Source organism: Chelatococcus reniformis, from assembly GCF_014640075.1.
In the GTDB taxonomy this organism is placed as follows: Bacteria; Pseudomonadota; Alphaproteobacteria; order Rhizobiales; family Beijerinckiaceae; genus Camelimonas; species Camelimonas reniformis.
On sequence record NZ_BMGG01000006.1, the window covers coordinates 201,582 to 223,116 of the forward strand.

At 68.8% G+C, this 21,535-nt stretch carries 24 protein-coding genes; 11 read left to right on the plus strand and 13 right to left on the minus strand.

Translation table 11 applies throughout. From position 1 onward, the window contains the following. Positions 1–12: 12 nt before the first annotated feature. From IEW34_RS17290 to IEW34_RS17315, 6 genes are all read right to left on the minus strand, one after another. On the minus strand, positions 13–2,007 hold the full coding sequence (locus IEW34_RS17290) for a heme lyase CcmF/NrfE family subunit (RefSeq protein ID WP_188610467.1): 1,995 nt from the start codon (positions 2,005–2,007) through the stop codon (positions 13–15). Further along, positions 2,004–2,477, minus strand: coding sequence for a cytochrome c maturation protein CcmE (ccmE, locus tag IEW34_RS17295; RefSeq protein ID WP_188610468.1), 474 nt, complete (start codon positions 2,475–2,477; stop codon positions 2,004–2,006). Before ccmE ends, IEW34_RS17290 begins: the two co-directional genes overlap by 4 nt. A 16-nt stretch (positions 2,478–2,493) precedes the next feature. After that, positions 2,494–3,603 carry a c-type cytochrome biogenesis protein CcmI gene (ccmI, locus tag IEW34_RS17300; protein ID WP_188610469.1) on the minus strand — a complete coding sequence of 370 codons (1,110 nt, stop codon included), beginning with the start codon at positions 3,601–3,603 and terminating at the stop codon, positions 2,494–2,496. A gap of 74 nt (positions 3,604–3,677) precedes the next feature. Further along, a complete protein-coding gene (locus tag IEW34_RS17305; protein WP_188610470.1) occupies positions 3,678–5,078 on the minus strand; it encodes a sensor histidine kinase in 1,401 nt (466 codons plus the stop codon). Between the two features lies 1 nt (position 5,079). Next, entirely contained in the window at positions 5,080–5,751 is a 672-nt protein-coding gene (locus IEW34_RS17310; protein WP_188610471.1) for a response regulator transcription factor, read from the minus strand. A gap of 53 nt (positions 5,752–5,804) precedes the next feature. After that, positions 5,805–6,146: a PepSY domain-containing protein gene (locus tag IEW34_RS17315; RefSeq protein ID WP_188610472.1), complete on the minus strand. Its 342-nt coding sequence runs from the start codon at positions 6,144–6,146 to the stop codon at positions 5,805–5,807. A gap of 269 nt (positions 6,147–6,415) precedes the next feature. On the opposite strand from IEW34_RS17315, the gene IEW34_RS17320 reads away from it, so the two are divergent. After that, positions 6,416–7,174, plus strand: a complete 759-nt coding sequence (locus tag IEW34_RS17320; protein ID WP_188610473.1) for a S1 family peptidase — start codon at positions 6,416–6,418, stop codon at positions 7,172–7,174. An 18-nt stretch (positions 7,175–7,192) separates the two neighbouring features. Here the strand turns inward: IEW34_RS17320 and IEW34_RS17325 are convergent, their stop codons facing one another. Continuing rightward, a complete protein-coding gene (locus IEW34_RS17325; protein WP_188610474.1) occupies positions 7,193–7,351 on the minus strand; it encodes a hypothetical protein in 159 nt (52 codons plus the stop codon). On the opposite strand from IEW34_RS17325, the gene IEW34_RS17330 reads away from it, so the two are divergent. Continuing rightward, positions 7,334–7,969, plus strand: coding sequence for a VOC family protein (locus IEW34_RS17330; protein ID WP_188610475.1), 636 nt, complete (start codon positions 7,334–7,336; stop codon positions 7,967–7,969). The two genes, IEW34_RS17325 and IEW34_RS17330, sit on opposite strands and share 18 nt — an antisense overlap. 3 nt (positions 7,970–7,972) lie before the next feature. On the opposite strand, the gene IEW34_RS17335 is transcribed toward IEW34_RS17330, so the two are convergent. After that, positions 7,973–8,797 carry a lytic murein transglycosylase gene (locus IEW34_RS17335; protein WP_188610738.1) on the minus strand — a complete coding sequence of 275 codons (825 nt, stop codon included), beginning with the start codon at positions 8,795–8,797 and terminating at the stop codon, positions 7,973–7,975. Positions 8,798–9,034: 237 nt separating this feature from the next. Beyond that, positions 9,035–9,718 carry a transglutaminase-like domain-containing protein gene (locus tag IEW34_RS17340; protein ID WP_244642047.1) on the minus strand — a complete coding sequence of 228 codons (684 nt, stop codon included), beginning with the start codon at positions 9,716–9,718 and terminating at the stop codon, positions 9,035–9,037. A 227-nt stretch (positions 9,719–9,945) separates the two neighbouring features. On the opposite strand from IEW34_RS17340, the gene IEW34_RS17345 reads away from it, so the two are divergent. Further along, entirely contained in the window at positions 9,946–10,326 is a 381-nt protein-coding gene (locus IEW34_RS17345) for a tautomerase family protein (RefSeq protein ID WP_188610476.1), read from the plus strand. Between the two features lie 179 nt (positions 10,327–10,505). Beyond that, entirely contained in the window at positions 10,506–11,270 is a 765-nt protein-coding gene (locus IEW34_RS17350; protein ID WP_188610740.1) for a L,D-transpeptidase, read from the plus strand. A 156-nt stretch (positions 11,271–11,426) separates the two neighbouring features. Here IEW34_RS17350 and IEW34_RS17355 read toward each other — a convergent pair whose 3' ends face one another. Continuing rightward, positions 11,427–11,930, minus strand: a complete 504-nt coding sequence (locus IEW34_RS17355) for a YcgN family cysteine cluster protein (protein ID WP_188610477.1) — start codon at positions 11,928–11,930, stop codon at positions 11,427–11,429. Positions 11,931–12,131: 201 nt separating this feature from the next. Here IEW34_RS17355 and IEW34_RS17360 point away from each other — a divergent pair, with 201 nt between their 5' ends. From IEW34_RS17360 to IEW34_RS17370, 3 genes are read left to right on the plus strand one after another with little or no spacing between them, the layout of a single operon-like run. Then, on the plus strand, positions 12,132–14,345 hold the full coding sequence (locus IEW34_RS17360; RefSeq protein ID WP_188610478.1) for a transglycosylase domain-containing protein: 2,214 nt from the start codon (positions 12,132–12,134) through the stop codon (positions 14,343–14,345). A 20-nt stretch (positions 14,346–14,365) separates the two neighbouring features. Next, on the plus strand, positions 14,366–14,947 hold the full coding sequence (locus IEW34_RS17365) for a DUF1214 domain-containing protein (protein WP_188610479.1): 582 nt from the start codon (positions 14,366–14,368) through the stop codon (positions 14,945–14,947). Positions 14,948–14,965: 18 nt separating this feature from the next. Further along, positions 14,966–15,550 carry a hypothetical protein gene (locus IEW34_RS17370; protein ID WP_188610480.1) on the plus strand — a complete coding sequence of 195 codons (585 nt, stop codon included), beginning with the start codon at positions 14,966–14,968 and terminating at the stop codon, positions 15,548–15,550. Positions 15,551–15,557: 7 nt separating this feature from the next. On the opposite strand, the gene IEW34_RS17375 is transcribed toward IEW34_RS17370, so the two are convergent. The 3 genes from IEW34_RS17375 to IEW34_RS17385 all read right to left on the minus strand — a co-directional run bounded on the left by IEW34_RS17375 (position 15,558) and on the right by IEW34_RS17385 (position 17,555). Beyond that, positions 15,558–15,905 (minus strand): DUF1491 family protein, encoded by a 348-nt coding sequence (locus IEW34_RS17375; protein ID WP_188610481.1) that lies wholly within the window; start codon positions 15,903–15,905, stop codon positions 15,558–15,560. A gap of 164 nt (positions 15,906–16,069) precedes the next feature. Then, positions 16,070–16,714 carry a peptidoglycan-binding domain-containing protein gene (locus tag IEW34_RS30310; RefSeq protein ID WP_210324524.1) on the minus strand — a complete coding sequence of 215 codons (645 nt, stop codon included), beginning with the start codon at positions 16,712–16,714 and terminating at the stop codon, positions 16,070–16,072. After that, on the minus strand, positions 16,707–17,555 hold the full coding sequence (locus IEW34_RS17385) for a sensor histidine kinase (protein ID WP_188610483.1): 849 nt from the start codon (positions 17,553–17,555) through the stop codon (positions 16,707–16,709). Before IEW34_RS17385 ends, IEW34_RS30310 begins: the two co-directional genes overlap by 8 nt. Before the next feature lie 219 nt (positions 17,556–17,774). On the opposite strand from IEW34_RS17385, the gene IEW34_RS17390 reads away from it, so the two are divergent. The 4 genes from IEW34_RS17390 to IEW34_RS17405 all read left to right on the plus strand — a co-directional run bounded on the left by IEW34_RS17390 (position 17,775) and on the right by IEW34_RS17405 (position 21,518). After that, positions 17,775–18,101, plus strand: coding sequence for a hypothetical protein (locus IEW34_RS17390; RefSeq protein ID WP_188610484.1), 327 nt, complete (start codon positions 17,775–17,777; stop codon positions 18,099–18,101). 60 nt (positions 18,102–18,161) lie between these two features. After that, positions 18,162–18,605, plus strand: a complete 444-nt coding sequence (locus tag IEW34_RS17395) for a SufE family protein (RefSeq protein ID WP_188610485.1) — start codon at positions 18,162–18,164, stop codon at positions 18,603–18,605. Positions 18,606–18,696: 91 nt separating this feature from the next. After that, positions 18,697–20,796, plus strand: a complete 2,100-nt coding sequence (locus IEW34_RS17400) for a S9 family peptidase (RefSeq protein ID WP_188610486.1) — start codon at positions 18,697–18,699, stop codon at positions 20,794–20,796. A gap of 86 nt (positions 20,797–20,882) precedes the next feature. Then, on the plus strand, positions 20,883–21,518 hold the full coding sequence (locus tag IEW34_RS17405; RefSeq protein WP_188610487.1) for a LysE family translocator: 636 nt from the start codon (positions 20,883–20,885) through the stop codon (positions 21,516–21,518). Positions 21,519–21,535: the final 17 nt, after the last annotated feature.

Consider the following 21,535-nt stretch of genomic DNA (forward strand, 5'->3'; position numbering starts at 1 on the left):
CAACGCACCGCCCTACTCCGCCGCCGCCGGCGTCGCCGTCGGCAGCGATGCCTGGGCCCGCCGGGATGGCACCGGCACGCCGAGGCGCAGGCGCCGATCGCTCAGAGACAGGGCTCCACCGAGCGCCATCACCACCGCGCCCAGCCAGATGAGCAGCACGAACGGCTTCCAGTAGATGCGCACGCCCAGGGCTCCGTCGCGGCTGTCGCCGAGGCTGACGTAGACTTGGCTGAGACCCAGGGTGCGGATGCCCGCCTCCGTCGTCGTCGTCGCCCGCGCGGCGTAGAATCGCTTGGACGCCTCGACCGACGCGACCGCAGCTCCCCCCTCGATCAACCGAAAACGGGCCGCCTCCTCGTTGAAGTTGGGCCCCGTGCGCGGGAAGGCGCCCTCCAAGACCACCGTGAACGGGCCGGCCTGCGCCGCCTCTCCCGGTTTGAGTGTAACCAGCGTCTCGACACTCCACGCCTGGGCGGCGAGGCCGAGCACGACGACACCGACGCCGGCGTGCGCCACCGCCGACCCCCAGGCGGAGCGAGGCAGGCCGAAGGCCCGGCGCAGGGCGTTCGACAGCGGCATACCGCGCGACCAGCTGCGTGCGACCACCTCGTTCACGCCAGCCGCGACCAGAAACAGCCCGAGGCCGACACCGAACACGGCGAGCACCGGCCCGCCCCGCGTCACCGCGACGGTGACGGCACCGCCCACGACGGCAATGGCCAGCGCCGCGACGACGCGCTGCGCCGCGCCGAGCAGGTTGCCGCGCTTCCAGGCGAGGGCCTGGCCAAAGGGGACGAGCAGGAGCAGCGCGAGGGCCAGCGGCAGGAAGGTCAACTCGAAGAACGGCGCACCGACCGAGATCTTGTCGCCGGTGAGCGCCTCCAAGGCGAGCGGGTAGATCGTGCCGATCAGCACCGTTGCGCAGGCCGAGGCGAGCAACAGATTGTTGAGCACGAGGGCGCCTTCCCGCGATACAGGCGCGAACAGGCCGCCTTGCTTGAGCACCGGGGCACGCCACGCGAACAGTGCGAAGCCGCCGCCGATGAAGGCGACGAGGATGCACAGGATGAAGAACCCGCGGCCCGGGTCGGTGGCAAAGGTGTGAACCGAGGTCAGCACGCCGGAACGCACGAGAAACGTCCCGAGCAGCGACAGTGAGAAGGTCAGGATGGCAAGGAGCAGCGTCCAGACCTTGAGGGCGTCGCGCTTCTCCATCACCAGCATCGAGTGCATGAGCGCCGTGCCGGCGAGCCACGGCATCAGCGAGGCATTCTCGACGGGATCCCAGAACCAGAAGCCGCCCCAGCCGAGCTCGTAATAAGCCCAGTAGGAGCCCATGGCGATGCCGAGCGTGAGGAAAATCCAGGCGACCAGCGACCATGGCCGCACGGCGCGCGCCCAGACCGCATCGATGCGCCCCTCGATGAGAGCCGCCGCGGCGAACGCAAAGACGATGGAGTAGCCCACGTAGCCGACGTAGAGCAGCGGCGGATGGATGGCGAGGCCGATGTCCTGGAGGATCGGATTGAGATCCTGGCCTTCGGCAGGCGCCGGAAACACCCGCGCGAACGGATCCGAGGTGGCGAGCACGAAAGCCAGGAAGGCAATCGTCACAACGCCCTGGACGGCGAGCGTGTCGGTGCGCAGCGGCTCGGGCACTGAGCGGCGCGACACGGCGACGAGCGCCCCGAACAGCGCCAGAACCAAGATCCACAGGAGCATGGAGCCCTCGTGGTTTCCCCAGACGCCGGTGACCTTGTAGAGCAGCGGCTTGAGCGAGTGGGAATTCTCGACCACGTTGACGACCGAGAAGTCCGACGTGACATGTGCCTTGACCAGGGCGGCGAAGGCGATCAGGACGCAGACGAAGACGGCAACCGCTGCTGCCGGCCCGATGCTCATCAGCGCCGCGTCACGCGCCCGCGCCCCCCAGAACGGCAACACCACCTGGATCACAGCGAGCGCCAAGGCCAACGCCAGTGCGTAGTGGCCGACCTCGACGCTCATTGGGTGACGGCCTTCGCGTCGCTGGCGGCCGCCGGCTGCTCGCCTTGCCAGACGCCCTGCTTCTTGAGCGCGGCCGCAACCTCCCGCGGCATGTAGCGCTCGTCGTGCTTGGCAAGCACGCTGGCGGCCCGGAACGAGCCGTCGGGCTGAAGCGTGCCCTCGGCGATGACGCCCTGCCCCTCGCGGAACAGATCCGGGAGCAGCCCCGTGTAGGTGACGGCGACGTCCGTGGCCGTGTCGGTGATGGCGAATTGGACGGTCTGGCCGGCCTCCCGCACCATGGACCCCGGCTTGACGAGCCCGCCGATGCGCACGCGGGCGCCCGGGCCGATCCCCTTCTGCGCGATTTCAGTCGGCCCATAGAAGAATACGATGGTGTCGCGCATGGCGAAGAGCACCAGCCCGACCGCCACGGCCAGGACTCCCAGAGCGGATCCGATAAGCGCCAGACGGCGCTGCTTGCGGGTCATGCGAGGGCCCTCGAGCTCACGGTTTCGCCGCCGGCTCGACGAGCCCGAGCTCGCGCGCCAGCCCCTCTAGGCCAGCCACGTCCGCTGGACGCGCGGCAAGTGCCCGTTTGCCGGCCTGCACCGCCACGACCGCCTTCGCCTGGTCGCCCAGCACGACATAAGATCGCACCAGGCGCAACCAACCCTGTGCGTCGTTGCCGTCCTGTGCCAGCCGCTGGGCAAGCCCCTCGACCATTCCGGCGATCGCTGCTTTCTGCTCGCTCGCGGGTAAATTCGCAATGGCCGCCGACGCCGCAGGCGCCGACAACGCGGCCAGCTTGGCCTCAACCGTGGATCGCCACGGCGCGCCCGGCGGCGCCGACGCAATCAGCGCCGACAGGCGCGTAGCCGCCTCATCGGGGCGGCCGTCCTGTTCGGCGGCAAGCGCCAGATAGAACTGAGCTTTGGCGGATTTCGGATCACCCGCCAGGCCCCGCTCGAAGACACGCCGGGCCGCCTTCTCGACCACACCGTTGGCCGCCGCCACGAGAGCTTCTCCGTAGGCGGCGAGCCGGTCGGGCGTCTCGCCCAGCAGGCGGATGGCGTTCTCGTAAGCCCGCACGGCATCGCCGGCGCGGCCGCTCTTCAGGTAAACCGGCGCCAGCACGTCCCAGCCGCGGCCGTCAGCCGGATCCCGCGCAAGGTGCGCCTCCACGCGCGCCACCGCCTCGGCCATCCCCATCCCTCCCGCCCTCGGCGCTTCGCGCGCCGCCAGGGGCTGGGCGGGCAGCCCTGGCGAGCCGACGGCGCCGTAGACGGCGATGGCCACGAGCGGGATGGTCGACAGCGCGACCGCGGATGCGGCCCGGCGGCGGCGCAGGGCCGGCTCGCTGTCGCCACCGGTGGCCGGCGCGGCGCCGGCGCTGGCGCGGATCAGGCGCCTGGCCGCCTCCGCCCGGGCGGCATCCGCCTCCCCCGGTTCCAGCAGGCCGCGGCCGAGATCCCGGTCGATCTCGGCGAGTTGGGCGGCATAGAAGGCAGTCTGATCGACGGCACCCGCCCGCGTCGGCAACCGCCGCGACAACGGCCACAGCACGGCGAGCACGGCGATGCCGGTCATGACCGCGAAAGCGAGCCAGATCGTCATAGGCTTTCCTACAGCAACGCTGCCGCACAAAAGAGAGCTGGGCGCGGCGACATAAGGTCACGCGCGCAACGAATTCAGACGGCAGGAAGTTTGAGCACAGCTCTCAGGCCACCGAGCGGTGATGTCCCAAGTTCAAGTGATCCGCCGTAAAGCTCTGCCAGCTCCGCAACGATGGATAGGCCAAGTCCGGATCCAGGTTTGCTCTCATCCAGCCTGCGCCCGCGCGCTACAGCCTCATCGCGAACATTTTCGGGAAGTCCGGGCCCGTCATCATCTACCGTCAGCACGACCATGGATTTGTCGCCTGCCAGCACGACTTCTGCGTGCAGCGACAGCTCGGAAGCCGCCCATTTGAAGGCGTTGTCGGCCAGGTTTCCGGCCATGTCCTGGAAGTCGTGGATCTCGCCACGAAAGCGCGCACCCTCGGGCACCCGAACATCGACCGCGAGTCCGCGCTCGCCGTAGATCTTGCCCAAGGTGCGTCCCAACGCCTCGATGACCGGGCCGATGTCCGTCACCGTGCCCAAGGTCCCGGCGAGTGCCGCGGCACGGGCCCGATCGAGATAATAGTTGATCTGGTCCCGCATCAGGCTGGCCTGGTCCCGCATCTTGGCGGCGAGGTCGCCTTCCGCGCCGTCCGCCTCGTTGACGATCACGCTGAGCGGCGTCTTCAGCGCATGCGCCAGGTTGCCCACCTGGGTGCGGGCGCGGCCGAGGATTTCCCGGTTGGCGTCGATCAACAGGTTGAGCTCGACGGCCAGTGGCGCCACGTCGACCGGATATTCGCCGGCAATCTTGTCCGCGTCGCCGTGGCGGACCTCCTCGATGGACCGCCGCAGCCGGCTGAGCGGCTCCAGACCGAACTTCACCTGCAGCATGGTGGTCAGCACTAGCGCGCAGCCCAGCAGAATGAAGGTGACCGTCAGCCAGAAGGTGAACTGGGAGATTGCCGCCTCGATCTCGTCCGCCGGTCCCGCCACCAGGACATCGAAGCGGCCGTCCTCGGCCAGGTCGATGCGTCGGCCGACCACGCGCAGGCGCCTGTCGTCCAGGCCGTTCTCGTAGCCCGTCACCACCTCGCCCTGCCCCTTGACCGGGCTCTCGGCGGCCGATCGCAACTGCGCGCCGAACAGCGAGCGCGACGCCCGGACATCCCGCGGTCCGCCGTCCAGGCGGCTCACCTGCCAGTACCAGCCCGACAGTGGCAGCTCGAAGCGCGGCTCGCCTACGGCGCCGAGTTCCTTGGTCTCGAAGGCGCCGGGTGCCGCGAGGTCAGCAACGATATCGGTCAGGTAGACCTGCAGGCGCTCGTCGAAAGCGCGCTCGGACGTCCTGCGGTACAGCGCAGACAGGATCAGGCCGGCGATCACGAGAATGAACAGGCACCAGAACACCGCCGAGGCAAAGAGCCGGGTGGCGATGGACCGGCGCCCCAGCGCGAGCCACGACGGTGAAGGGCCAGCTCGCGTCGGCATGTCAGCTGGACGCTTCAGGTGCCTCGACACGATAGCCCAGCCCGCGCACCGTCTGGATGATGTCGATCCCCAGCTTGCGGCGGAGCCGCCCGACGAACACCTCGATCGTGTTGGAGTCGCGGTCGAAGTCCTGATCGTACAGATGCTCGATCAGCTCCACCCGGGAAATGACGCGCCCGGTATGGTGCATGAGGTAGGACAGCAGCCGGTATTCATGCGAGGTGAGCTTGACGGGATTGCCGTCGACCACGACGCGGCCACCGCGGGTGTCGAGCCTGACGGGGCCACAGACGATTTCGTTGGTGGCATGCCCGGCGGCGCGGCGCAGCAGCGCCCGCAGGCGGGCCAGCACCTCCTCCATGTGGAACGGTTTGGTCACATAGTCGTCGGCGCCGGCGTCGAACCCCTGCACCTTGTCGCTCCAGCGGTCGCGCGCCGTAAGGATGAGCACCGGCATGTTGCGCTCGGCGCGGCGCCACGCCTGCAGGACAGCGATGCCGTCGACGCGGGGCAAGCCCATGTCGAGCACGACGGCGTCGTAGGGCTCCGTCTCGCCCAGAAACTGGCCCTCCTCGCCGTCGAACGCCTTGTCGACGACGTAGCCGGCTTCGGTCAGAGCGGTCACGATCTGACGGTTCAGGTCCTTGTCGTCCTCGACGACGAGCAATCGCACGGGGCTTCTCTCCTATCGCGCTCGCGCCCGGCAGCCCCGCGCGGACAAGCAGCTCAATTCGGCTGACGGCCGGTCTCCACCTTGCCGGAGCGGCCGTCGACAGTCACGCGCAGCACCCGGCCATCACGGCGCAGCACCGAGAGCTTGTAATAATAGTCGCCGCCACGGCGGCACAGGGCCGCGCGCACGACCTTGCCGCTCCCCGCGGCGCTGCGGGCAGCGCGGACCGCAGCGATCGACGGGATGATCGTCTTCTGGGCTTCGAGCTCGCGCATCTCGCCCTGGGAAAAACAGACCTCGCGATCGCCGTCCTCCGCCGCCCCCGCGGCGGGCCACCCGGCGAGCAACAAGGCGGCGATGGCCAAGCGTGCGGTCAGGCTCACGTGCACGAACATCCGCCTTCCATGCCGCGGGCTCCTTGAACGATCCATGAACAATTGGCCGTCGACGCCGGCCGGTCAACCTGAGCGCGGCTATTTGCTCGCCGCAGCCGGGCCACGCTGCACAGGACCGGCGAGCTCCTCCCGAGCAGCGGCAGTGCGGGATTGCGGAACGGCGCCCGGCGCAGCTACAGCAGGCGCTCCGGCGGCGCGGCGCGATCGGGCGTTTCCACCCGAGCGCAGAGAGCGCTCCGGATTCGAGAACGCTCTGGGAGCACACCGGCATGCCACGCACTTCGACGCGATTGCTCTACGCTGCGGTGGCGGCGCTTTTGTCGGTGGCCCCTCCGGCCCGCGCGGTCGTCGGCGGCGCAGAGGTGGACGGTGCGCTCAAGGCGTCGACCGTCATGGTGCTGGGTTCGGCCGGCAACGTGTGCACGGGCATCGTGGTGGCGCCGACGGCAGTGCTCACGGCCGGCCATTGCGCCACAAACGCCGCCGAGCACCGCATCCACTACATGGATGGGGGCGGCCAACCGGTGTTGCTGTCCATAGCGGACGTCGCCGTGCATCCGAACTACGACGCGGGCGCGATCAAGGGCCGCCGCCGGTCGATCGATCTGGCCCTGGTGCGGCTCGCCACTCCGCTGCCCGCCCGCTTCGTCCCGGCCGGGCTGACCGCCGCCGCCGTCCCGCCGCGCGCGGGGACGCGGGTCGTGCTCGGTGGTTACGGCGCTGATGGCAAAGGCCGTTCGGACGGCAGGTTCCGGAGTGCGGAACTGAGCGTGGCGGAGCCCTATGGCCCCGGCACCGTCCTGCTCTGGCTGGCCCCCGGCGCGGGGGCCGCGGCCGCTGGCGGCTGCGAGGGCGACTCGGGTGGACCGATCGCCCGCGGGGACGCCGTCATCGCGGTGACGACGTGGTCCAAGGGCAACGGCCGCGCCGCCTGCGGCGCCATGACCCAGGGCGTGCTGGTTGGCCCGCAACGGGGCTGGATCGATCGCACGCTCGCCGCTTGGGGGGCCGATCCGCGCTGGCGGTGAACATCCTTGCTGTCGGCTTCAGTGCGGGATGATCTTGCGCTTCGCCATCGCGCTCCACGTCTTTGTTTCGAGCAGGATCCCGTCCAAAATGCCGAGGCATTTTTTGGGGTTGTGCCCTAACGTCCCCATCATCGGGCCACGAACGGAATTCGCCGCACGATGCTCACGCTCGACCATCTGACAGTCGTTGCGCCGACGCTCGAGGCGGGCGTCGAGCATGTTCGGGACCAGCTCGGCGTCGAGATGGTTCCGGGCGGAACGCATCGCGAGATGGGCACTTACAACTGCCTGCTTCGCATCGGCGACAACACCTTCCTTGAGGTCATCGCCGTCGATCCCGAGGCGCCGCGTGCGCCAACGTGCTGGTTCGGGCTTGGCGACAGCCATGCGGTCGCCCGCGATTGGACTGCCGGACGACGGTTGCGCGCCTGGGTTGCCCGCGCGGACGATCTCGTCCGCGTTCTGGCCACCCACGGCGCTCTGCTGGGGCAGCGAACTCGCGTGTCTCGCGGGGGCCGGTCCTGGTGGTTTGCGGTGCGTCCCGACGGCTCGCTCCCAGCCGACGGGGCCGTTCCGGCCGCCATCGATTGGGGCGCGCGCCGCACGCCCGCACCCATGATGCCCGAGAGCGGCGTGACGCTGTCATCCTTCACGGTCGAGCATCCCGCGCCGCCCGCGCTGGCCGCTCTCTATGACGGCCTAGCAATCGCTGGGCGGCCAGAAATCCGCCCGGGACCACAGTGCCGGCTCCGGGCGACCTTCCGGACACCCAGCGGGCTGCGCGAACTGAGCTGAGGCCTACTGCCCGACGCTCGCCTGCAGCTTGTTGGCGAACAGCGCGATCGTGCGGGCGTAGACGTCCGCCTTGTTCCATTCCTTGATCGCGGCGAAGTTGGGTTCGCCGGGGTTCCAGCCGGCGCCCGGACGCCAGCCGTGGCCGCGCAGGTAATTTGCGATCGACGCCATGGTGTCGGTGCTGCTGCGGATCAGGTCGGCGCGACCGTCGCCATCGAAATCGACCGCGTAGTTGTAGTAGGCGGACGGCATGAACTGGGCCTGGCCCACTTCGCCGGCCCAGGCGCCGCGCATCTCGCGCGCGGTCAGGTCGCCGCGCTGGACCACGCGCAGCGCGTCCATCAGATGCTTGGTGAAGAAGGCGGTGCGACGGCAGTCGTAAGCCAGTGTGGCAAGGGCCGTGAAGGAGGGGGTGTTGCCACGCACGACGCCGTAATCGGTCTCCAGGCCCCAAATGGCGATCACCACGGCGCCCGGGACGCCAAAGCGGCTCTGAATCGCCTGCAACGTGCGCGCCTGGGACCGCATCAGCGCCTTGCCCTTGGCAAGGCGGCCGCCGCTGATCATGCGGGCCGAGAACTGCTCGAAGGACTGCTTGAAGACGTGTTGCCCGCGGTCCTTGTTGATGACGCCCTGGTCATAGCTGACATTGGCGAAAGCGGAATTGATCACGGCCGGCGAGATGCCTGCCGCCGCGGCCTCCCGCTTGAAGCTTTCCTCCCAGGCCGGAAAACCTGCCGGGCCCGAACCGCATTGCGCCGCGTGGGCGCCGCCCGACAGCGCGGCGCTCCCCGCGACCACGGCCACTGCCGCAACGATGCCTCGCATTGTCCTGGAGCCCATCTGCGCCACCCCGTCCCTATGCCGGAAGGCGTCAAGGCCTCCCGGACGCGCCGAGCCCGTACAGCCGGCGCGACACCACGATACGTACGGTTAACGCAGAGGGAGCGGCGCAACGGCAACAAAAAAATGCGGTGGACGCCACGCGCCGATGCAGGCCGTCGGGCGACGTTGCATCGTCGACACGCTTTTGCGGACAGAGCTGCTAGCAACGCCTCGGCCGACTCAGCCCGCCGCGCGCAGGCCTTCCGCCTCAGCCTCCATGTCCCCCCTGGGGGCGCCGTCGTCACGGCTGAGCGGCCGCGGATAGAGGCGGCGCATCTCGTCGCGCAGGAATTTTGCCGGCACATCATGGAAAGCGCCATGCTGGCGCTCGTACCTCATGAAAGTGCGCCCCTCTCCGTCGAAGGGCTGAAGCAGCGCGTCCGTGAGGCCATCGAAATCGAGCGGGGCAACGCCGAGCTTCTGGCACAGCGTGGCGTTGAACGTGGGGCTCGCCTTGATCCACCGGCCGTCGAGAAATACCTCGGTGAACCCGTGCCAGGCGAACAGATCGGTTCCCATGCGCTCCTTGAGCTGCGGCGTCGACAAATGGTTCGTCACGTCGGCGAACGCGACCCGGGCGGGAACGCCCACGGCCCGGCAGGCCGCGGCATAGAGTGAGGCCTTGCCCACGCAGTAACCGCGACCGGCCGCCAGCACGCTGGAGGCGCGGAAGGTCTCGGGCTTCGACGTATCGACGTAGGGGTCGTAATAGAGGTCCCGTACCTCCCGATAGAGCGCCCGCGCCTTGTCCCGCGCCGTGCTGGCGTCCGCCGCCACGCGCTCGGCGAAGGCCCGGACGTCCGGGTGGTCGCTGTCAATATATTCGGCGGGGCTGAGATAGACCCGCGGGGTGTCGTCGCTCACACGTGGCTCCCGTCGTCCGCAGCCGTCGGCCCGCCAGGCGGCCATCGGCAAGGTGGATAACCAAAGTTATGGCCCGATCCTTCCTGCTCCGCATCGCTGCGTCAAGGTTGCAGCACGCGCGATAATTTGGTTCCAAAATCTTTGATATATTGAACCATGCGATATCAGAATGGTGCCGGCGGCATTACATCCCAGGCGGTGGACGCTCGACCATCGGAGGACAGACCATGCCGCTCGTTCGCATATCCCTGCGCCGGGGCAAGCCCGCCGCCCACCTCAGCGCCGTAGTGGACGGTGTCTATGCGGCACTCCGCGAAACCTTCGACGTGCCGGACGACGACCGGTTCATCGTGGTCGACCAGCATGACGAGGGCGAGTTCGTCTACGGCGCCCGCTACCTGGGCTTCGCCCGCAGCGACGACCTGGTGATTATCCAATTGACCGTGACCAACCGGCGCTCGCGGGAGCAGAAGCAGGCGCTCTATCGGGCGATCGCGCAGCGCCTCGCGACCTCGCCGGGACTGCGTGCCGACGACATCTTCATCAATGTCGTCGAGGTGGCGGCGGAGAACTGGTCGTTCGGTGCGGGCGTCGCCCAATATGCCTGAACCGCAGCGGATGCCGATATGCAACACCCGGCGCAAATCGTTGTCTTCGTTGTGCTTCATAGTTGCAACGAAGCCGCACCGGACGGCACTAGAAGGGCAAGAACGAGCCGCGAATCGACCGGTGCTCGGCCGGCGCGGCTGCCGCGTGCCAAGGGTCAGTCTCGGTGCTCAATCGTCGTATGTTCATCGCGGTGTCGGCCACGGCCGCGCTCGCCGCCTGCCAGAGCCGCAACGCCGGCCCCACCATCCAGACGTCCGCTCCGCGGGCGCCCGGCGTGCCCGCCCAGCCCCTGGCGCTGGCGTCTGCCGAGGACGGCAACCTTGCGTCCATGTATGCGGCGATCCCTAACGATCGGTTTCCGATCCCGGCGGTGCCGCTCTCCGAGATCAATCCGGGCTTCTACCGCAGGCAGGTCGAATACACCGGCGCAGAGCCCGCCGGAACGATCGTCATCGATCCGAGCCGACGCTATCTCTACCTCGTCCAGGGCAATGGCCGGGCGATGCGCTACGGCGTCGGCGTCGGCCGCGAGGGCTTCGGGTGGTCGGGCCAGGCGCTCATCAACAGCAAGCAGGAATGGCCGGACTGGTATCCGCCCAAAGAGATGATCGAGCGCCAGCCGGAGCTCAAGAAGGTGGCCGTCAAGCTGCAGAGCGGCATCGGCGTCCCCGGCGGTCCGCGCAATCCGCTGGGCGCCCGGGCCATGTATCTGTACCAGAACGGCAAGGATACGCTGTTCCGCATCCACGGCACGAACGAGCCGCACACAATCGGCACGCGGGTGTCGTCAGGCTGCATCAGGCTGATCAATCAGGACGTCATCGATCTCTATTCGCGCGTGCCCATCGGCACCAAGGTGGTGGTGCTCAACGGCGCCGGGTTCGTCCCGATCGCCAACGTGCTGCCAACCCCTGAACCGAAGCGGCGGCGCTCGCGGAGCTAGGCCCGTCGCGATCGGCCGGGTGCGTCCGGCCCGAGCGTCCTCGACAGCTTTTCGCCATGGGACCGGGCCGTCCTATGGGTTACGAAATCCACATAAGGTCTCGAGACTGAAGCGCTTTCTTTGCGCTTGGGTGACTCCATCCAAGTGCAAGGCGCGCTAGCGTCTCGCCCTGGCGCGGGCGGGTACGCGCGTCGGCCAGCGGACGACGCGCTCCGGCAGTTCGTCGATGCTCATCTCGTCCTCTGTCCCGCTCAAGCGACCACGCACCGATACGCCCGCCGCGTGGACCGTGGCGGCATCGCCCGAGACGAGCGGGTGCCACCAGTAGAGCTCCCGCCCTTCCCGCACCAGACGGTAGGCGCAGGTCGGCGGCAGCCAACCGAGCTCGCGCACGGTGGAGGGCGTCAACCGCACGCAGTCGGGCACCTTGTCCTGCCGCGCCGGATAGTCGCGGCAGCGGCACGCCTCGCCGTCGAGGAGGACACAGCCCACATCCGTGTAGTGGACGCGGCCGGAGTCCTCGTCCTCGAGCTTGATCAGGCAGCAGCGGCCGCAGCCGTCGCACAGGCTCTCCCACTCGGCGTCGGACATGGCGTCGAGCGTCTTGGTGCGCCAGAACGGCTCCGCCGCCGGTGGCGGATCACGTAGCGGCGCGCTCATGGACGAGCAGTTGGCATGGCGCCATGCATCAAAGCGGCCTTGGAGTCGGCACAAAGACGAAACATTTACCTAACGAGCCTCTTTGCGTTATCCCATCTGACGTCGCCGGGCGAGCATCGATAATCTGCGAGCGTGGCGGCCACAGGGCCGCGACTGGAACGGATCGGACAAGTGACCGCTGACGGTGGTGAATCCAGATCGATGCGACTGCGCCGCTGGGCGCTCACCGTCGATTCGTGGATCGATACCAGCCTGTACAGCGCCGGTGCCCGACTCGCCCAGGGATGGCGCAGCTACTCCGACTTCGCCGATCGCTTCGCGGCCCGCGGGGCGCCGCGTGTCGCGGCCGATCTGGCCTGCGAGGGGCTCACCCTGTCGGTCGCCGCCGGCGTTGTCATGCTTGCGCTCGCCATCCCCGCCTTCAACGAGACGCGCGGCGAAGCGTGGCTGAAGCAGCCCGATCTCGCAGTCACCTTCCTCGACCGCTACGGCGAGGAGATCGGCCGCCGCGGCGTGCGCCAGGACGACAGCCTGAAGCTCGACGACTACCCCGACTATTTCCTGCAGGCCGTGCTTGCCACCGAGGATCGCCGGTTCTTCCAGCACCTAGGCGTCGACCCGATCGGCACGTCGCGGGCGCTGTTCGTCAATGCCCGGGCGTCCGGCGTCGTGCAGGGCGGCTCGACGATCACCCAGCAGCTCGCCAAGAACCTCTTCCTCAGCAACGAGCGGTCGATCGAGCGCAAGATCAAGGAGGCGTTCCTCTCCCTGTTCCTCGAGGCGCGGCTGACCAAGAGCCAGATCCTCAAGCTCTACCTCGACCGCGTCTACATGGGTGGCGGCAACTTCGGCGCGGCGGCGGCGGCCGAGTTCTATTTCGGCAAGTCCGCCCGCGACCTGACGCTCGCCGAAGCCGCCATGCTGGCCGGCCTGTTCAAGGCGCCGACCAAGTTCGCCCCGCACATCAATCTTCCCGCGGCTCGCGGCCGGGCCGCGGACGTGCTCTCGAACATGGTCGAGGCCGGCTTTCTCACCGACGGGCAGGTGGCCTCCGCCCGGCGCAACCCGGCGGTGCCGCTCGACCGCAAGCGCGACTTCAGCCCCGACTATTTTCTCGACTGGGCGTTCGACGAGGTCCGCCGCATGACGGACGAGAACAAGCTCGGCAACGACCGCGTGCTGACCGTCAAGACCACGCTCGACGTCGGCATCGAGAAGAGCGCCGAGACGGCGATCGAGAATGCATTGCGCCAATACGGCGAGCAGTGGGGCGCCTCCCAGGCCGGTACGGTGATCATGGAGCCGGACGGCGCCGTGCGCGCCATGGTCGGCGGGCGCGACTACGGCGCGAGCCAGTTCAACCGCGCCACCGACGCGCTCCGGCAGCCGGGCTCCTCGTTCAAGCCGTACGTCTACACGGCGGCGCTGCTGTCGGGGAAATTCAAGCCGAGCAGCATCGTCGTCGACGCGCCCGTCTGCATCGGCAACTGGTGCCCGGCGAACTACGGCCACTCCTTCGCCGGGGCGGTCACGCTCACCTCGGCGCTGGTGCGGTCGATCAACACCATCCCCGTGCGCCTGTCGAAGGATCTCGGCCGGGGCGACTCACGGATCGGCCGCGCCAAGATCATCGAGGTGGCCCACCGCATGGGCATCGTGCACGAGCTCAAGCTCGGCAACACCTCGCTCCCGATCGGCTCGGCCGAGGTCAACATTCTCGAGCACACCTCGGGCTTTGCCGTGTTCGCCAACGGCGGCAAGCGGGCGACACCGTACGGCGCGTTCGAGATCCGCAACAGCCGCGGCGATGTGATCTGGCGCCACGACCGCAACGCTCCCAAGCCCGAGCAGGTGATCCCGCTCAAGATCATCGAAGACATGAACGGCATGCTGAACAAGGTCGTGGAAGAAGGGACGGGCAGGCGCGCGCGCATCGACGGCGTCAAGGTCGGCGGCAAGACCGGCACGACCAATGCCTATCGCGACGCCTGGTTCGTCGGCTTCACCGGCAACTACGTCGCCGCCGTCTGGATGGGCAACGACGACTATTCGTCGACCGACCGCATGACCGGCGGCACGCTGCCGGCGCAGGCCTGGCACGACATGATGGAGCCGATTCACCGGGGCATCGACATCAAGCCGCTCCCTGGCGTCGAGCCGTTCCCAGCGGCCACCACACCGGTGGCGGCCGGTGCGCCCGCCGGGCTCGACGGCGCGGTCAAGGCGGGCGCCCTGTCGCGCCGGAGCTACGAGGCCGTCGACCGCATCGGCGAGCTGTTCAAAAGCGTCGAGGCGGGCCACGGCTCGGTCGGGTCCGCAGACAAGCCCGACAGCGGCACGACGGGCAGCATCAGCCCGACCGAGCTGTCGGCGGCGTCGCGCCAGCAGGCAGCGCCGACAACGGCCGTGCCCTAGACGGCGGCGGGGAGTAAATCGTGCGGCTTGTCGCCATGACGTTCATCGTGTTGGCGGTGGCGATTCCGGTCGGTTTCGGCTCGGCGCTCTGGGCCCTCAAGGGCGAGCCGCCGGTCGGAGCGGTCCGCGTCGGCCCGTGGAAGAGTTGGCCCGGCATGGGTTCGCAACCGATCGATCCCTATGCGCGGGCCATCGTAGCGCGCAGCGGTGCGCTGCCGCTCGGCTCCGGCGAAGGGCATGTCTTCGTCGCCGATCAAGACGACTCGGGCGCCGCGCTCGTGGCAGGCTGCACCTACTCGGTCTCCGGCGACTCCCCCGCGGCGCGCATGTGGACGTTGACGCTGACCGATCTCGGCGGCGCGGCCATCGCCGACGAGCAAGGCATCACCCACTTGACCGGGGCCGAAGTGCTGCGCGGCGCCGACGGACGCCCCACCATCACGCTGTCCCGAGCACCCGTGCCGGGCAATTGGCTGCGCATGCCAGCCGACGGCCCAGTACGGCTCACGCTGCGTCTCTACGACAGCCCCGTCTCGATCAGCTCGCGCACCCTGGAGGTCAAATCGCTGCCGTCAATCCAGAAGGTGGAATGCCGACAATGACGTGTGAGTGAGCCGGCCATGCGCATCCGCTTGTCCGACATCGTTCTGGCCACTGTCGCCGGCCTCGTTCTCGGCGCCATCGTGCACGTCGTTGTCGTGCTGCGCGTGCCATCGTTGGCGCAGAAGGATGCATTTTCGCGCTTTGCGCTCGCCGGCCGCAACGGCCACGCCGAGCTCGTGGCCGCGGCGGTGCCGGCGGGCAAGGCGGCGCCTGCCCTGCCCGATGCCGATCCGGCGGCGGCGACCGCGGTCTGCGCCTTCGACCTGACCGCGGGGCCCGTCCACGTCACTGCGCCTGCTTCCGGTCTCCTCGAGACCCTCTCGCTGCATGCGCGCGGCGGCGGCGTCTTCTACGGCCTGACCGACCGCGCCTCGCTGCGGGGCCAGATCGACCTGGCCATCATGACCCAGGCACAGCTGGACGAAGCCCAGGCCGACGAGGACGAGGAAACGGCAGGCGGAGAGATCCGTGTGGTTTCACCATCGACCAAGGGCCTCCTCGTGGTCCGCGCCGTCGCCGCCCGCCCGAGTCTGCTCAGGCAAGCGCAGGCCGCCGTCAGCAGCGTCACCTGCACACGCGAGGACGGCTCGGAGGCCGAATAGGCACCCCTCAGGCCGGCGGGCCCACCAGATCGAGAAAGCAGCGGCCGTCGCGGTCCTCGATCTCGACGATCCAGAGATCCGGGTCGAAGGCCCGCTCCTTAGCCAATCTCTCCTCGGCCTCCAGCGGCGTCGACGCGGCGAGCGGCACGGGCGCGAACAACCGCTCCTCCGGCCGATCCATTGTCCAGCTCTGCGGGGCCGGGCCGAACAGCGCCACCGTGCCATCGAGCCTATCCAGCTTGACGAAGATGGCCCCCGCCTCCTCGGCCCCACGCTTACGCAGTACCGCCGCCGCCCCTTCCAGGTAGCAACGGCGAATATAGGCGGCGACCCAGAAGTCGGCGCGTAGCCTCATGGCGGGTTCCTGCCCGGCACAGTCATCGCCCGGCCTCGGGCGCATCCGTGCCAATGAATGTCATCATCCAATGGCACGGACATGCCCATCAGCCCTTTTTTGAGATCCGGAGCGCTTCGCGATGGGTGGTTTTTGCCCATCGCGGAGTGCGCAAGCCTGGCATCCTATTCGATCGCCATGCCGGCCGCGGAAGCAAGCGCCTTGATGGTCCGCGGCCCGAACTCGCCGGTGACCGGCAGGGCCTTGTCCCTCTCGAAGCGCTCGAGCGCGGTGCGGGTGCCCGGGCCCGCGACGCCGTCGGCCTTGAGCGGACCGTAGCCCAGCTTCGTCAACGCGCGCTGACCGGACATGACGATGCCCGCCGCAGCCGGGCGTGTCGCGTCGGCCGGCACCTTCGGCGCGCCGCCGCCGCGAATCAGGTCGCCGATGATGTCCCTGCTCCGGCTGGAAGCCGGGGGCGGGGGTGGGGGCGCCGTCTCGTCGGCCAGTGGCGCAAGGCTGGGAGGCTGGCTCGGCTGACCGATGGCGCGACCGACGGCCCTCGTCGCCCCCATGCTATGGCTCGCGACGGCCGGCGCGGCGGCTTGCGGGGCGAACAACGGGGCCGGGTGTTGCCCGGTCTGCATCAGGAGCGCGTTGGCAATCACGCCGCCGGCGAGACCGACGGCGCATAGGCTGAACAGCAGGCGACCCAGGCGCGGGAGGCGTCGCGCGGCCGACTTGCGCTTGGCTTCCGGCTTCCGCCCGCGTGGCGTAGGGCGATCGTAGACGACAACGTCATGGTGGGAGCGGGCGAGGGCTTCACGCACAAGAAAGAGCCATTCTGTAGGAGTTGGATGAGGAGGAAACGGCAGCCGCGGCGGTTTCGGGCAAAGTCTCCATCGGCGCCTCGTCCGGGCTCAGCTGCCGCGGCAGCGTGACACGGACCAGGGTGCCGGCCGGATCGACGGGGCGGATCGCGAGCTCACCGCCGTGCAGTCGCGCAAGACTACGCACGAGGCTGAGGCCCAGGCCACGTCCCTGCCCCGGATGCGGACCGGCCGCCTCGCTCGAGCCGGCCATGCCCACCCCGGTGTCGACGATGGTGAGCACCGCCAGTTCGCCCTCTGTCGTCGTCGCCGCCCGGATGGCGCCACCGGGCGGCGTGAACTTGATGGCATTGCCGAGCAGGTTGAGCACGATCTGCCGAACGGCTCGGGCATTGCAGATGGCGTCGATTCTCGGTGCACCACTCGGCGCGTGCAGCATCACCCCTCGTCTCTCCGCGTCGAGCCGCACGAGTTCGCAGCACTCCGCCAGCACCGTCGACAGGTCGACCGGCTGGCGGTCGAGCCCTGGGCTCGAGAGACCGCGGGCGCCTTCGTCGACCACGGCCTTGACCAGTTCGTCCAGATGCCTGGCGGCAACGTAGCAGGCGGAGGCATAGGCGCGCCGCTGCGCCTGGTCCATATCGCCGTCGGCCTGGAGCAGTTCCGCGTAGCCGAGCAAGGCTGCGAGCGGCGTGCGCAGCTCGTGCCCGAGGGTGGCGATCACATCGGACGGCAGCGCCGGCTCCATGGTGGCGGCCTGTTGCGGCGCGGCGGCCTTGGCCGGCCGCACGCGCGGTATCACGCGACCGACAGCACGGCCGAGCGCTCTAGCTGTCTTCATGAGCGTCGTTCGTTCCGGCAAGAATCGCCCCCACTGCACGCAGTCCCGTCGGCTCCGTCACCCGTCCCGCGACATTGGCAGAAGCGTCTTTACGCAATGCTAAAGCCTTGGCGCGACACTGGCGCGTGCGGCGCCGGCTGGCCCGGCGGCGCACGACGCCGCAGGCACCAGCCGGCGGGGATGCCGACCATTCTCGTGCGCCCAACGAAGGACGCGGCCATGCGCCATCTCGTGAAGTGCCTGATCGGCATCGGCGTCGTCTATGCGCTGTCGCCGCTGCATGTCGACACCAAAGCGCCGCCGAGCCCTTCCGAGCCGCAGGCCATGGCAACCCGGTCGATGAAGGACCTCGCCGCGGCAGCGGCGAGCGCCGACGCCGCCGCCAGGACCATCGATTGGTCGCAGCTCGCCAGCATCGGCGAGGCCGGCGCCACCGAGCTTTCCCGGGTCGCCACCTTGCTGGCGGCGCGCCTGCTGTCCGCGAAGACCGAGGCCGGTCCGCCGGCCGAGCGGCCGGCGGCGCTCGCGACCGACCCAGATCGCTGATCTCGAAAACGCCGGCCGAAGGGCTTAGGTTGATGGCAGCCCCTTTTGGACCGATGTTTCATGCCTGCTTCGATCGATACGATTCTCGATGACTTCGCCTTCCTCGACGAGTGGGAAGACCGCTACCGTTACCTGATCGAGCTCGGCCGGACGCTGGAGCCCCTGCCCGACGAGGCGCGCTCGGACGCCAACAAGGTCCGCGGCTGCGCAAGCCAAGTCTGGCTCGACAGCCAGGTCGCGGCGACCCCGGACGGGCCGCACCTGACGTTCAGGGGCGATAGCGACGCCCATATCGTGAGGGGGCTCATCGCGGTGACGCTCGCGTTTCTCTCCGGCCGCCCCGCGCGCGACATCGTCACGGCGGACACCCAGGGTCTGTTCGCCAAGCTGGGCCTCGCCGGACATCTGACCCCCCAGCGCTCCAACGGGCTGCGTTCGATGGTCGACCGGATCAAGCACGACGCCGCCACCGCCCTGTCGCACTCCGCCGCCGCGCCGGCGTGAGCGCTCCGGAGCCACCCGCCTCCGCATCATCTGTTTGACCGGGATGCCGGGCCGCTCGCCCACTTCGCCTCTCCCCCATCAGGTACACGCCATGACAGCGCCCTCCCCCGAGCCGGCCGCACTCCCGCCCAAGGCTTCGCCGCAGCCGACCACGCGTCTCGTGCATGGCGAACGGCTCACCGACGAGTTCGGCTGGCTGCGGGCGGACAATTGGGCACAGGTGCTGAAGGATCCGGGCGCGCTGCCGGCCCCGATCCGCACCCATCTGGAGGCCGAGAACGCCTATTGCGCCGCGGTCATGGCACCCGCGAAGGCGCTCCGCGCCAAGCTCATCAAGGAGATGCGCGGACGGATGAAGGAGGACGAATCCTCCGTGCCAGAGCCGGACGGCCCGTTTGCCTATTATGAGCGCTACAATGCCGGCGCCGAGCATCCGCTCGTCTGCCGAACCCCGCGGGACGGCGGCATCGAGGAGGTACTGCTCGATGCCGAAGCCTTGTCCAGCGGCAAGCCGTTCTTCGATCTGGGCGGTGTGACCCATACCCATGACCATGCCCGCATCGCCTACAGCGTCGACGAGCGGGGATCGGAGTACTACCGCATCCGGATCCGCGACCTGCCGGACCGGGATCTGGGCGATACCGTCGATGACACGACCGGCGACATCGTCTGGACCGCCGCGGGAGACGCCTTCTACTACGTCATGAACGACGACAACCACCGTCCCAGCCGCGTGTTCCGCCACCGCGTGGGCGCACCGCAGGCGCAAGACGACCTGATCTATGCGGAGGCGGACCCTGGCTGGTTCGTGAATATCGACTCGACTCAGTCGAGCCGCTTCCTGGTCATCGCCGCGGGCGACCACGAGACCTCGGAATCCTGGCTGGTGGAGCTCGACGATCCGCAGGCCAGGCCCGTGCTGGTGGCGCCGCGCCAGGGCCAGGTGATGTACGACGTGGAGCACCACGGCGACCGCCTGATCATCTCGACCAACGCCGACGGCGCCGAGGACTTCAAGCTGGTGGAAGCGCCGGTCGCCAGCCCTGGGCGCGACAGCTGGAGCGATCTGGTGCCCTACCGTGCCGGCGTCATGATCCTCTCCCACATCGCCTTCGCCCGGCACCTGGTGCGGATGGAGCGGCAGGACGCCCGTCCGCGCATCGTCGTGCGCACCTTCGCGACCGGCGAAGAGCACGCCATCGCCTTCGACGAGGAGGCCTACGCACTCGGCCTGGATGGCGGCCTCGAGTACGATACGGATGTGGTCCGCTTCATCTACGCCTCGCTGACCACCCCGGCGACGACCTACGCCTACGACATGGCCACGCGGACGCGGACGCTGCTGAAGCAGCAGGAGGTGCCGTCGGGGCACGACCCGGCCGCCTACGTAACGCGGCGCCTGCTGGCACCGGCCCCCGACGGGGCACTCGTACCGGTCTCCCTGCTCTATCGGCGCGGCACCCCACTCGACGGCACGGCGCCGGCGCTCGTCTACGGCTACGGCGCCTACGGCAGCGCCATGTCGGCGTCGTTCCGCACCAATCCGCTCTCGCTCGTCGACCGCGGCTTCATCTATGCGATCGCCCACGTCCGCGGCGGCACCGAGAAGGGATGGGCCTGGTATCTGGACGGCAAACGGCACAAGAAACCCAACACCTTCAGCGACTTCGTTGCCGTGTGCGAGCACCTGGTGGCGGAAGGCTTCACCGGGCGGGGCCGCATCGTGGCCCATGGTGGCAGCGCCGGCGGCATGCTGATGGGCGCCGTCGCCAACATGGCGCCGGCGCTCTTTGCCGGCATCGTTGCGGACGTGCCCTTCGTCGACGTGCTCAACACCATGCTTGACGGCGAGCTGCCGCTGACCCCGCCCGAATGGCCCGAATGGGGCAATCCGGGCGAAAGCCGCGCCGACTTCGACTTCATCCAATCCTATTCGCCCTACGATTGCATCCGCCCGCAGGACTACCCGCCGATCCTGGCGCTGGGCGGCCTCACCGATCCGCGCGTCACCTATTGGGAACCCGCAAAATGGGTGGCCAAGCTGCGTGCGACCATGACGGGGGGCGGACCGATTCTGCTCCACACCAACATGGATGCGGGCCACGGCGGCGCCGCCGGCCGCTTCGACAGCCTGAAGGAGACGGCGCTGATCTACGCCTTCGCCCTGCAGGCCGTGGCTGGTTTCGACTAAAGCCCTTGGCGCTCGGGCAAATCACCCGAACGCCAAAGAAATGCTCCGGGTATAGTGGAGCGAGCCTCAGCCGGAGCCGTCAGGCCATGCCCGACATCGAGCATCTGTTCGCGTTCGCCTTGCTCGCCTTGGGGTTTGTGCTGACCCCCGGGCCGAACATGATCTATCTCGTGTCGCGCTCCATCAGCCAGGGCCCCATGGCCGGGCTGGTCTCGCTCGCGGGCGTTGCCCTGGGCTTCGTCGTCTACATGGTGTGCGCCGCGTTCGGCATTACCGCGCTGCTCATGGCCGTGCCCTACACCTACGATGCACTGCGCGTCGGCGGGGCGCTCTATCTGCTCTACCTCGGCTGGCAGGCCCTGCGGCCGGGCGGTCGTTCGCCCTTTCAGGTGCGGAGCCTACCGAAGGACAGCGCCCGCAAGCTTTTCGCCATGGGCTTCCTGACGAACCTGCTCAATCCGAAAATCGCAGTGATGTATCTCTCTTTGCTGCCCCAGTTCATCGACCCTGGGCGCGGCGAGGTGCTGGCCCAGTCCCTGGTTCTGGGCTCGGTCCAGATCGCCGTCAGCATCTCAGTGAACGCGCTCATCGCCCTGCTGGCGGGTTCGGTCGCCACGATGCTGGCGGGGAGGCCGACGTGGCAACTCGTCCAACGCTGGCTGATGGGCACGGTCCTCGTCGGGCTGGCGGTCAAACTGGCCGTGGACGGCAGGAAGTCGTGACGCGCCGAAAGCTGCCG

Excerpts from the sequence above, each read along its gene's own strand:
- IEW34_RS17330 (WP_188610475.1), top strand. The coding sequence starts at position 7,334 with ATGCTCACGCTCGACCATCTGACAGTCGTTGCGCCGACGCTCGAGGCG.
- IEW34_RS17350 (WP_188610740.1), top strand. The coding sequence starts at position 10,506 with ATGTTCATCGCGGTGTCGGCCACGGCCGCGCTCGCCGCCTGCCAGAGC.
- IEW34_RS17405 (WP_188610487.1), top strand. The coding sequence starts at position 20,883 with ATGCCCGACATCGAGCATCTGTTCGCGTTCGCCTTGCTCGCCTTGGGG.
- IEW34_RS17390 (WP_188610484.1), top strand. The coding sequence starts at position 17,775 with ATGCGCCATCTCGTGAAGTGCCTGATCGGCATCGGCGTCGTCTATGCG.
- IEW34_RS17400 (WP_188610486.1), top strand. The coding sequence starts at position 18,697 with ATGACAGCGCCCTCCCCCGAGCCGGCCGCACTCCCGCCCAAGGCTTCG.
- IEW34_RS17320 (WP_188610473.1), top strand. The coding sequence starts at position 6,416 with ATGCCACGCACTTCGACGCGATTGCTCTACGCTGCGGTGGCGGCGCTT.
- ccmE (WP_188610468.1), bottom strand. The coding sequence starts at position 2,477 with ATGACCCGCAAGCAGCGCCGTCTGGCGCTTATCGGATCCGCTCTGGGA.
- IEW34_RS17395 (WP_188610485.1), top strand. The coding sequence starts at position 18,162 with ATGCCTGCTTCGATCGATACGATTCTCGATGACTTCGCCTTCCTCGAC.
- IEW34_RS17385 (WP_188610483.1), bottom strand. The coding sequence starts at position 17,555 with ATGAAGACAGCTAGAGCGCTCGGCCGTGCTGTCGGTCGCGTGATACCG.
- IEW34_RS17315 (WP_188610472.1), bottom strand. The coding sequence starts at position 6,146 with ATGTTCGTGCACGTGAGCCTGACCGCACGCTTGGCCATCGCCGCCTTG.
- ccmI (WP_188610469.1), bottom strand. The coding sequence starts at position 3,603 with ATGACGATCTGGCTCGCTTTCGCGGTCATGACCGGCATCGCCGTGCTC.
- IEW34_RS17360 (WP_188610478.1), top strand. The coding sequence starts at position 12,132 with ATGCGACTGCGCCGCTGGGCGCTCACCGTCGATTCGTGGATCGATACC.
- IEW34_RS17325 (WP_188610474.1), bottom strand. The coding sequence starts at position 7,351 with ATGGTCGAGCGTGAGCATCGTGCGGCGAATTCCGTTCGTGGCCCGATG.
- IEW34_RS17290 (WP_188610467.1), bottom strand. The coding sequence starts at position 2,007 with ATGAGCGTCGAGGTCGGCCACTACGCACTGGCGTTGGCCTTGGCGCTC.
- IEW34_RS17375 (WP_188610481.1), bottom strand. The coding sequence starts at position 15,905 with ATGAGGCTACGCGCCGACTTCTGGGTCGCCGCCTATATTCGCCGTTGC.
- IEW34_RS17335 (WP_188610738.1), bottom strand. The coding sequence starts at position 8,797 with ATGCGAGGCATCGTTGCGGCAGTGGCCGTGGTCGCGGGGAGCGCCGCG.
- IEW34_RS17355 (WP_188610477.1), bottom strand. The coding sequence starts at position 11,930 with ATGAGCGCGCCGCTACGTGATCCGCCACCGGCGGCGGAGCCGTTCTGG.
- IEW34_RS17345 (WP_188610476.1), top strand. The coding sequence starts at position 9,946 with ATGCCGCTCGTTCGCATATCCCTGCGCCGGGGCAAGCCCGCCGCCCAC.
- IEW34_RS17305 (WP_188610470.1), bottom strand. The coding sequence starts at position 5,078 with ATGCCGACGCGAGCTGGCCCTTCACCGTCGTGGCTCGCGCTGGGGCGC.
- IEW34_RS17370 (WP_188610480.1), top strand. The coding sequence starts at position 14,966 with ATGCGCATCCGCTTGTCCGACATCGTTCTGGCCACTGTCGCCGGCCTC.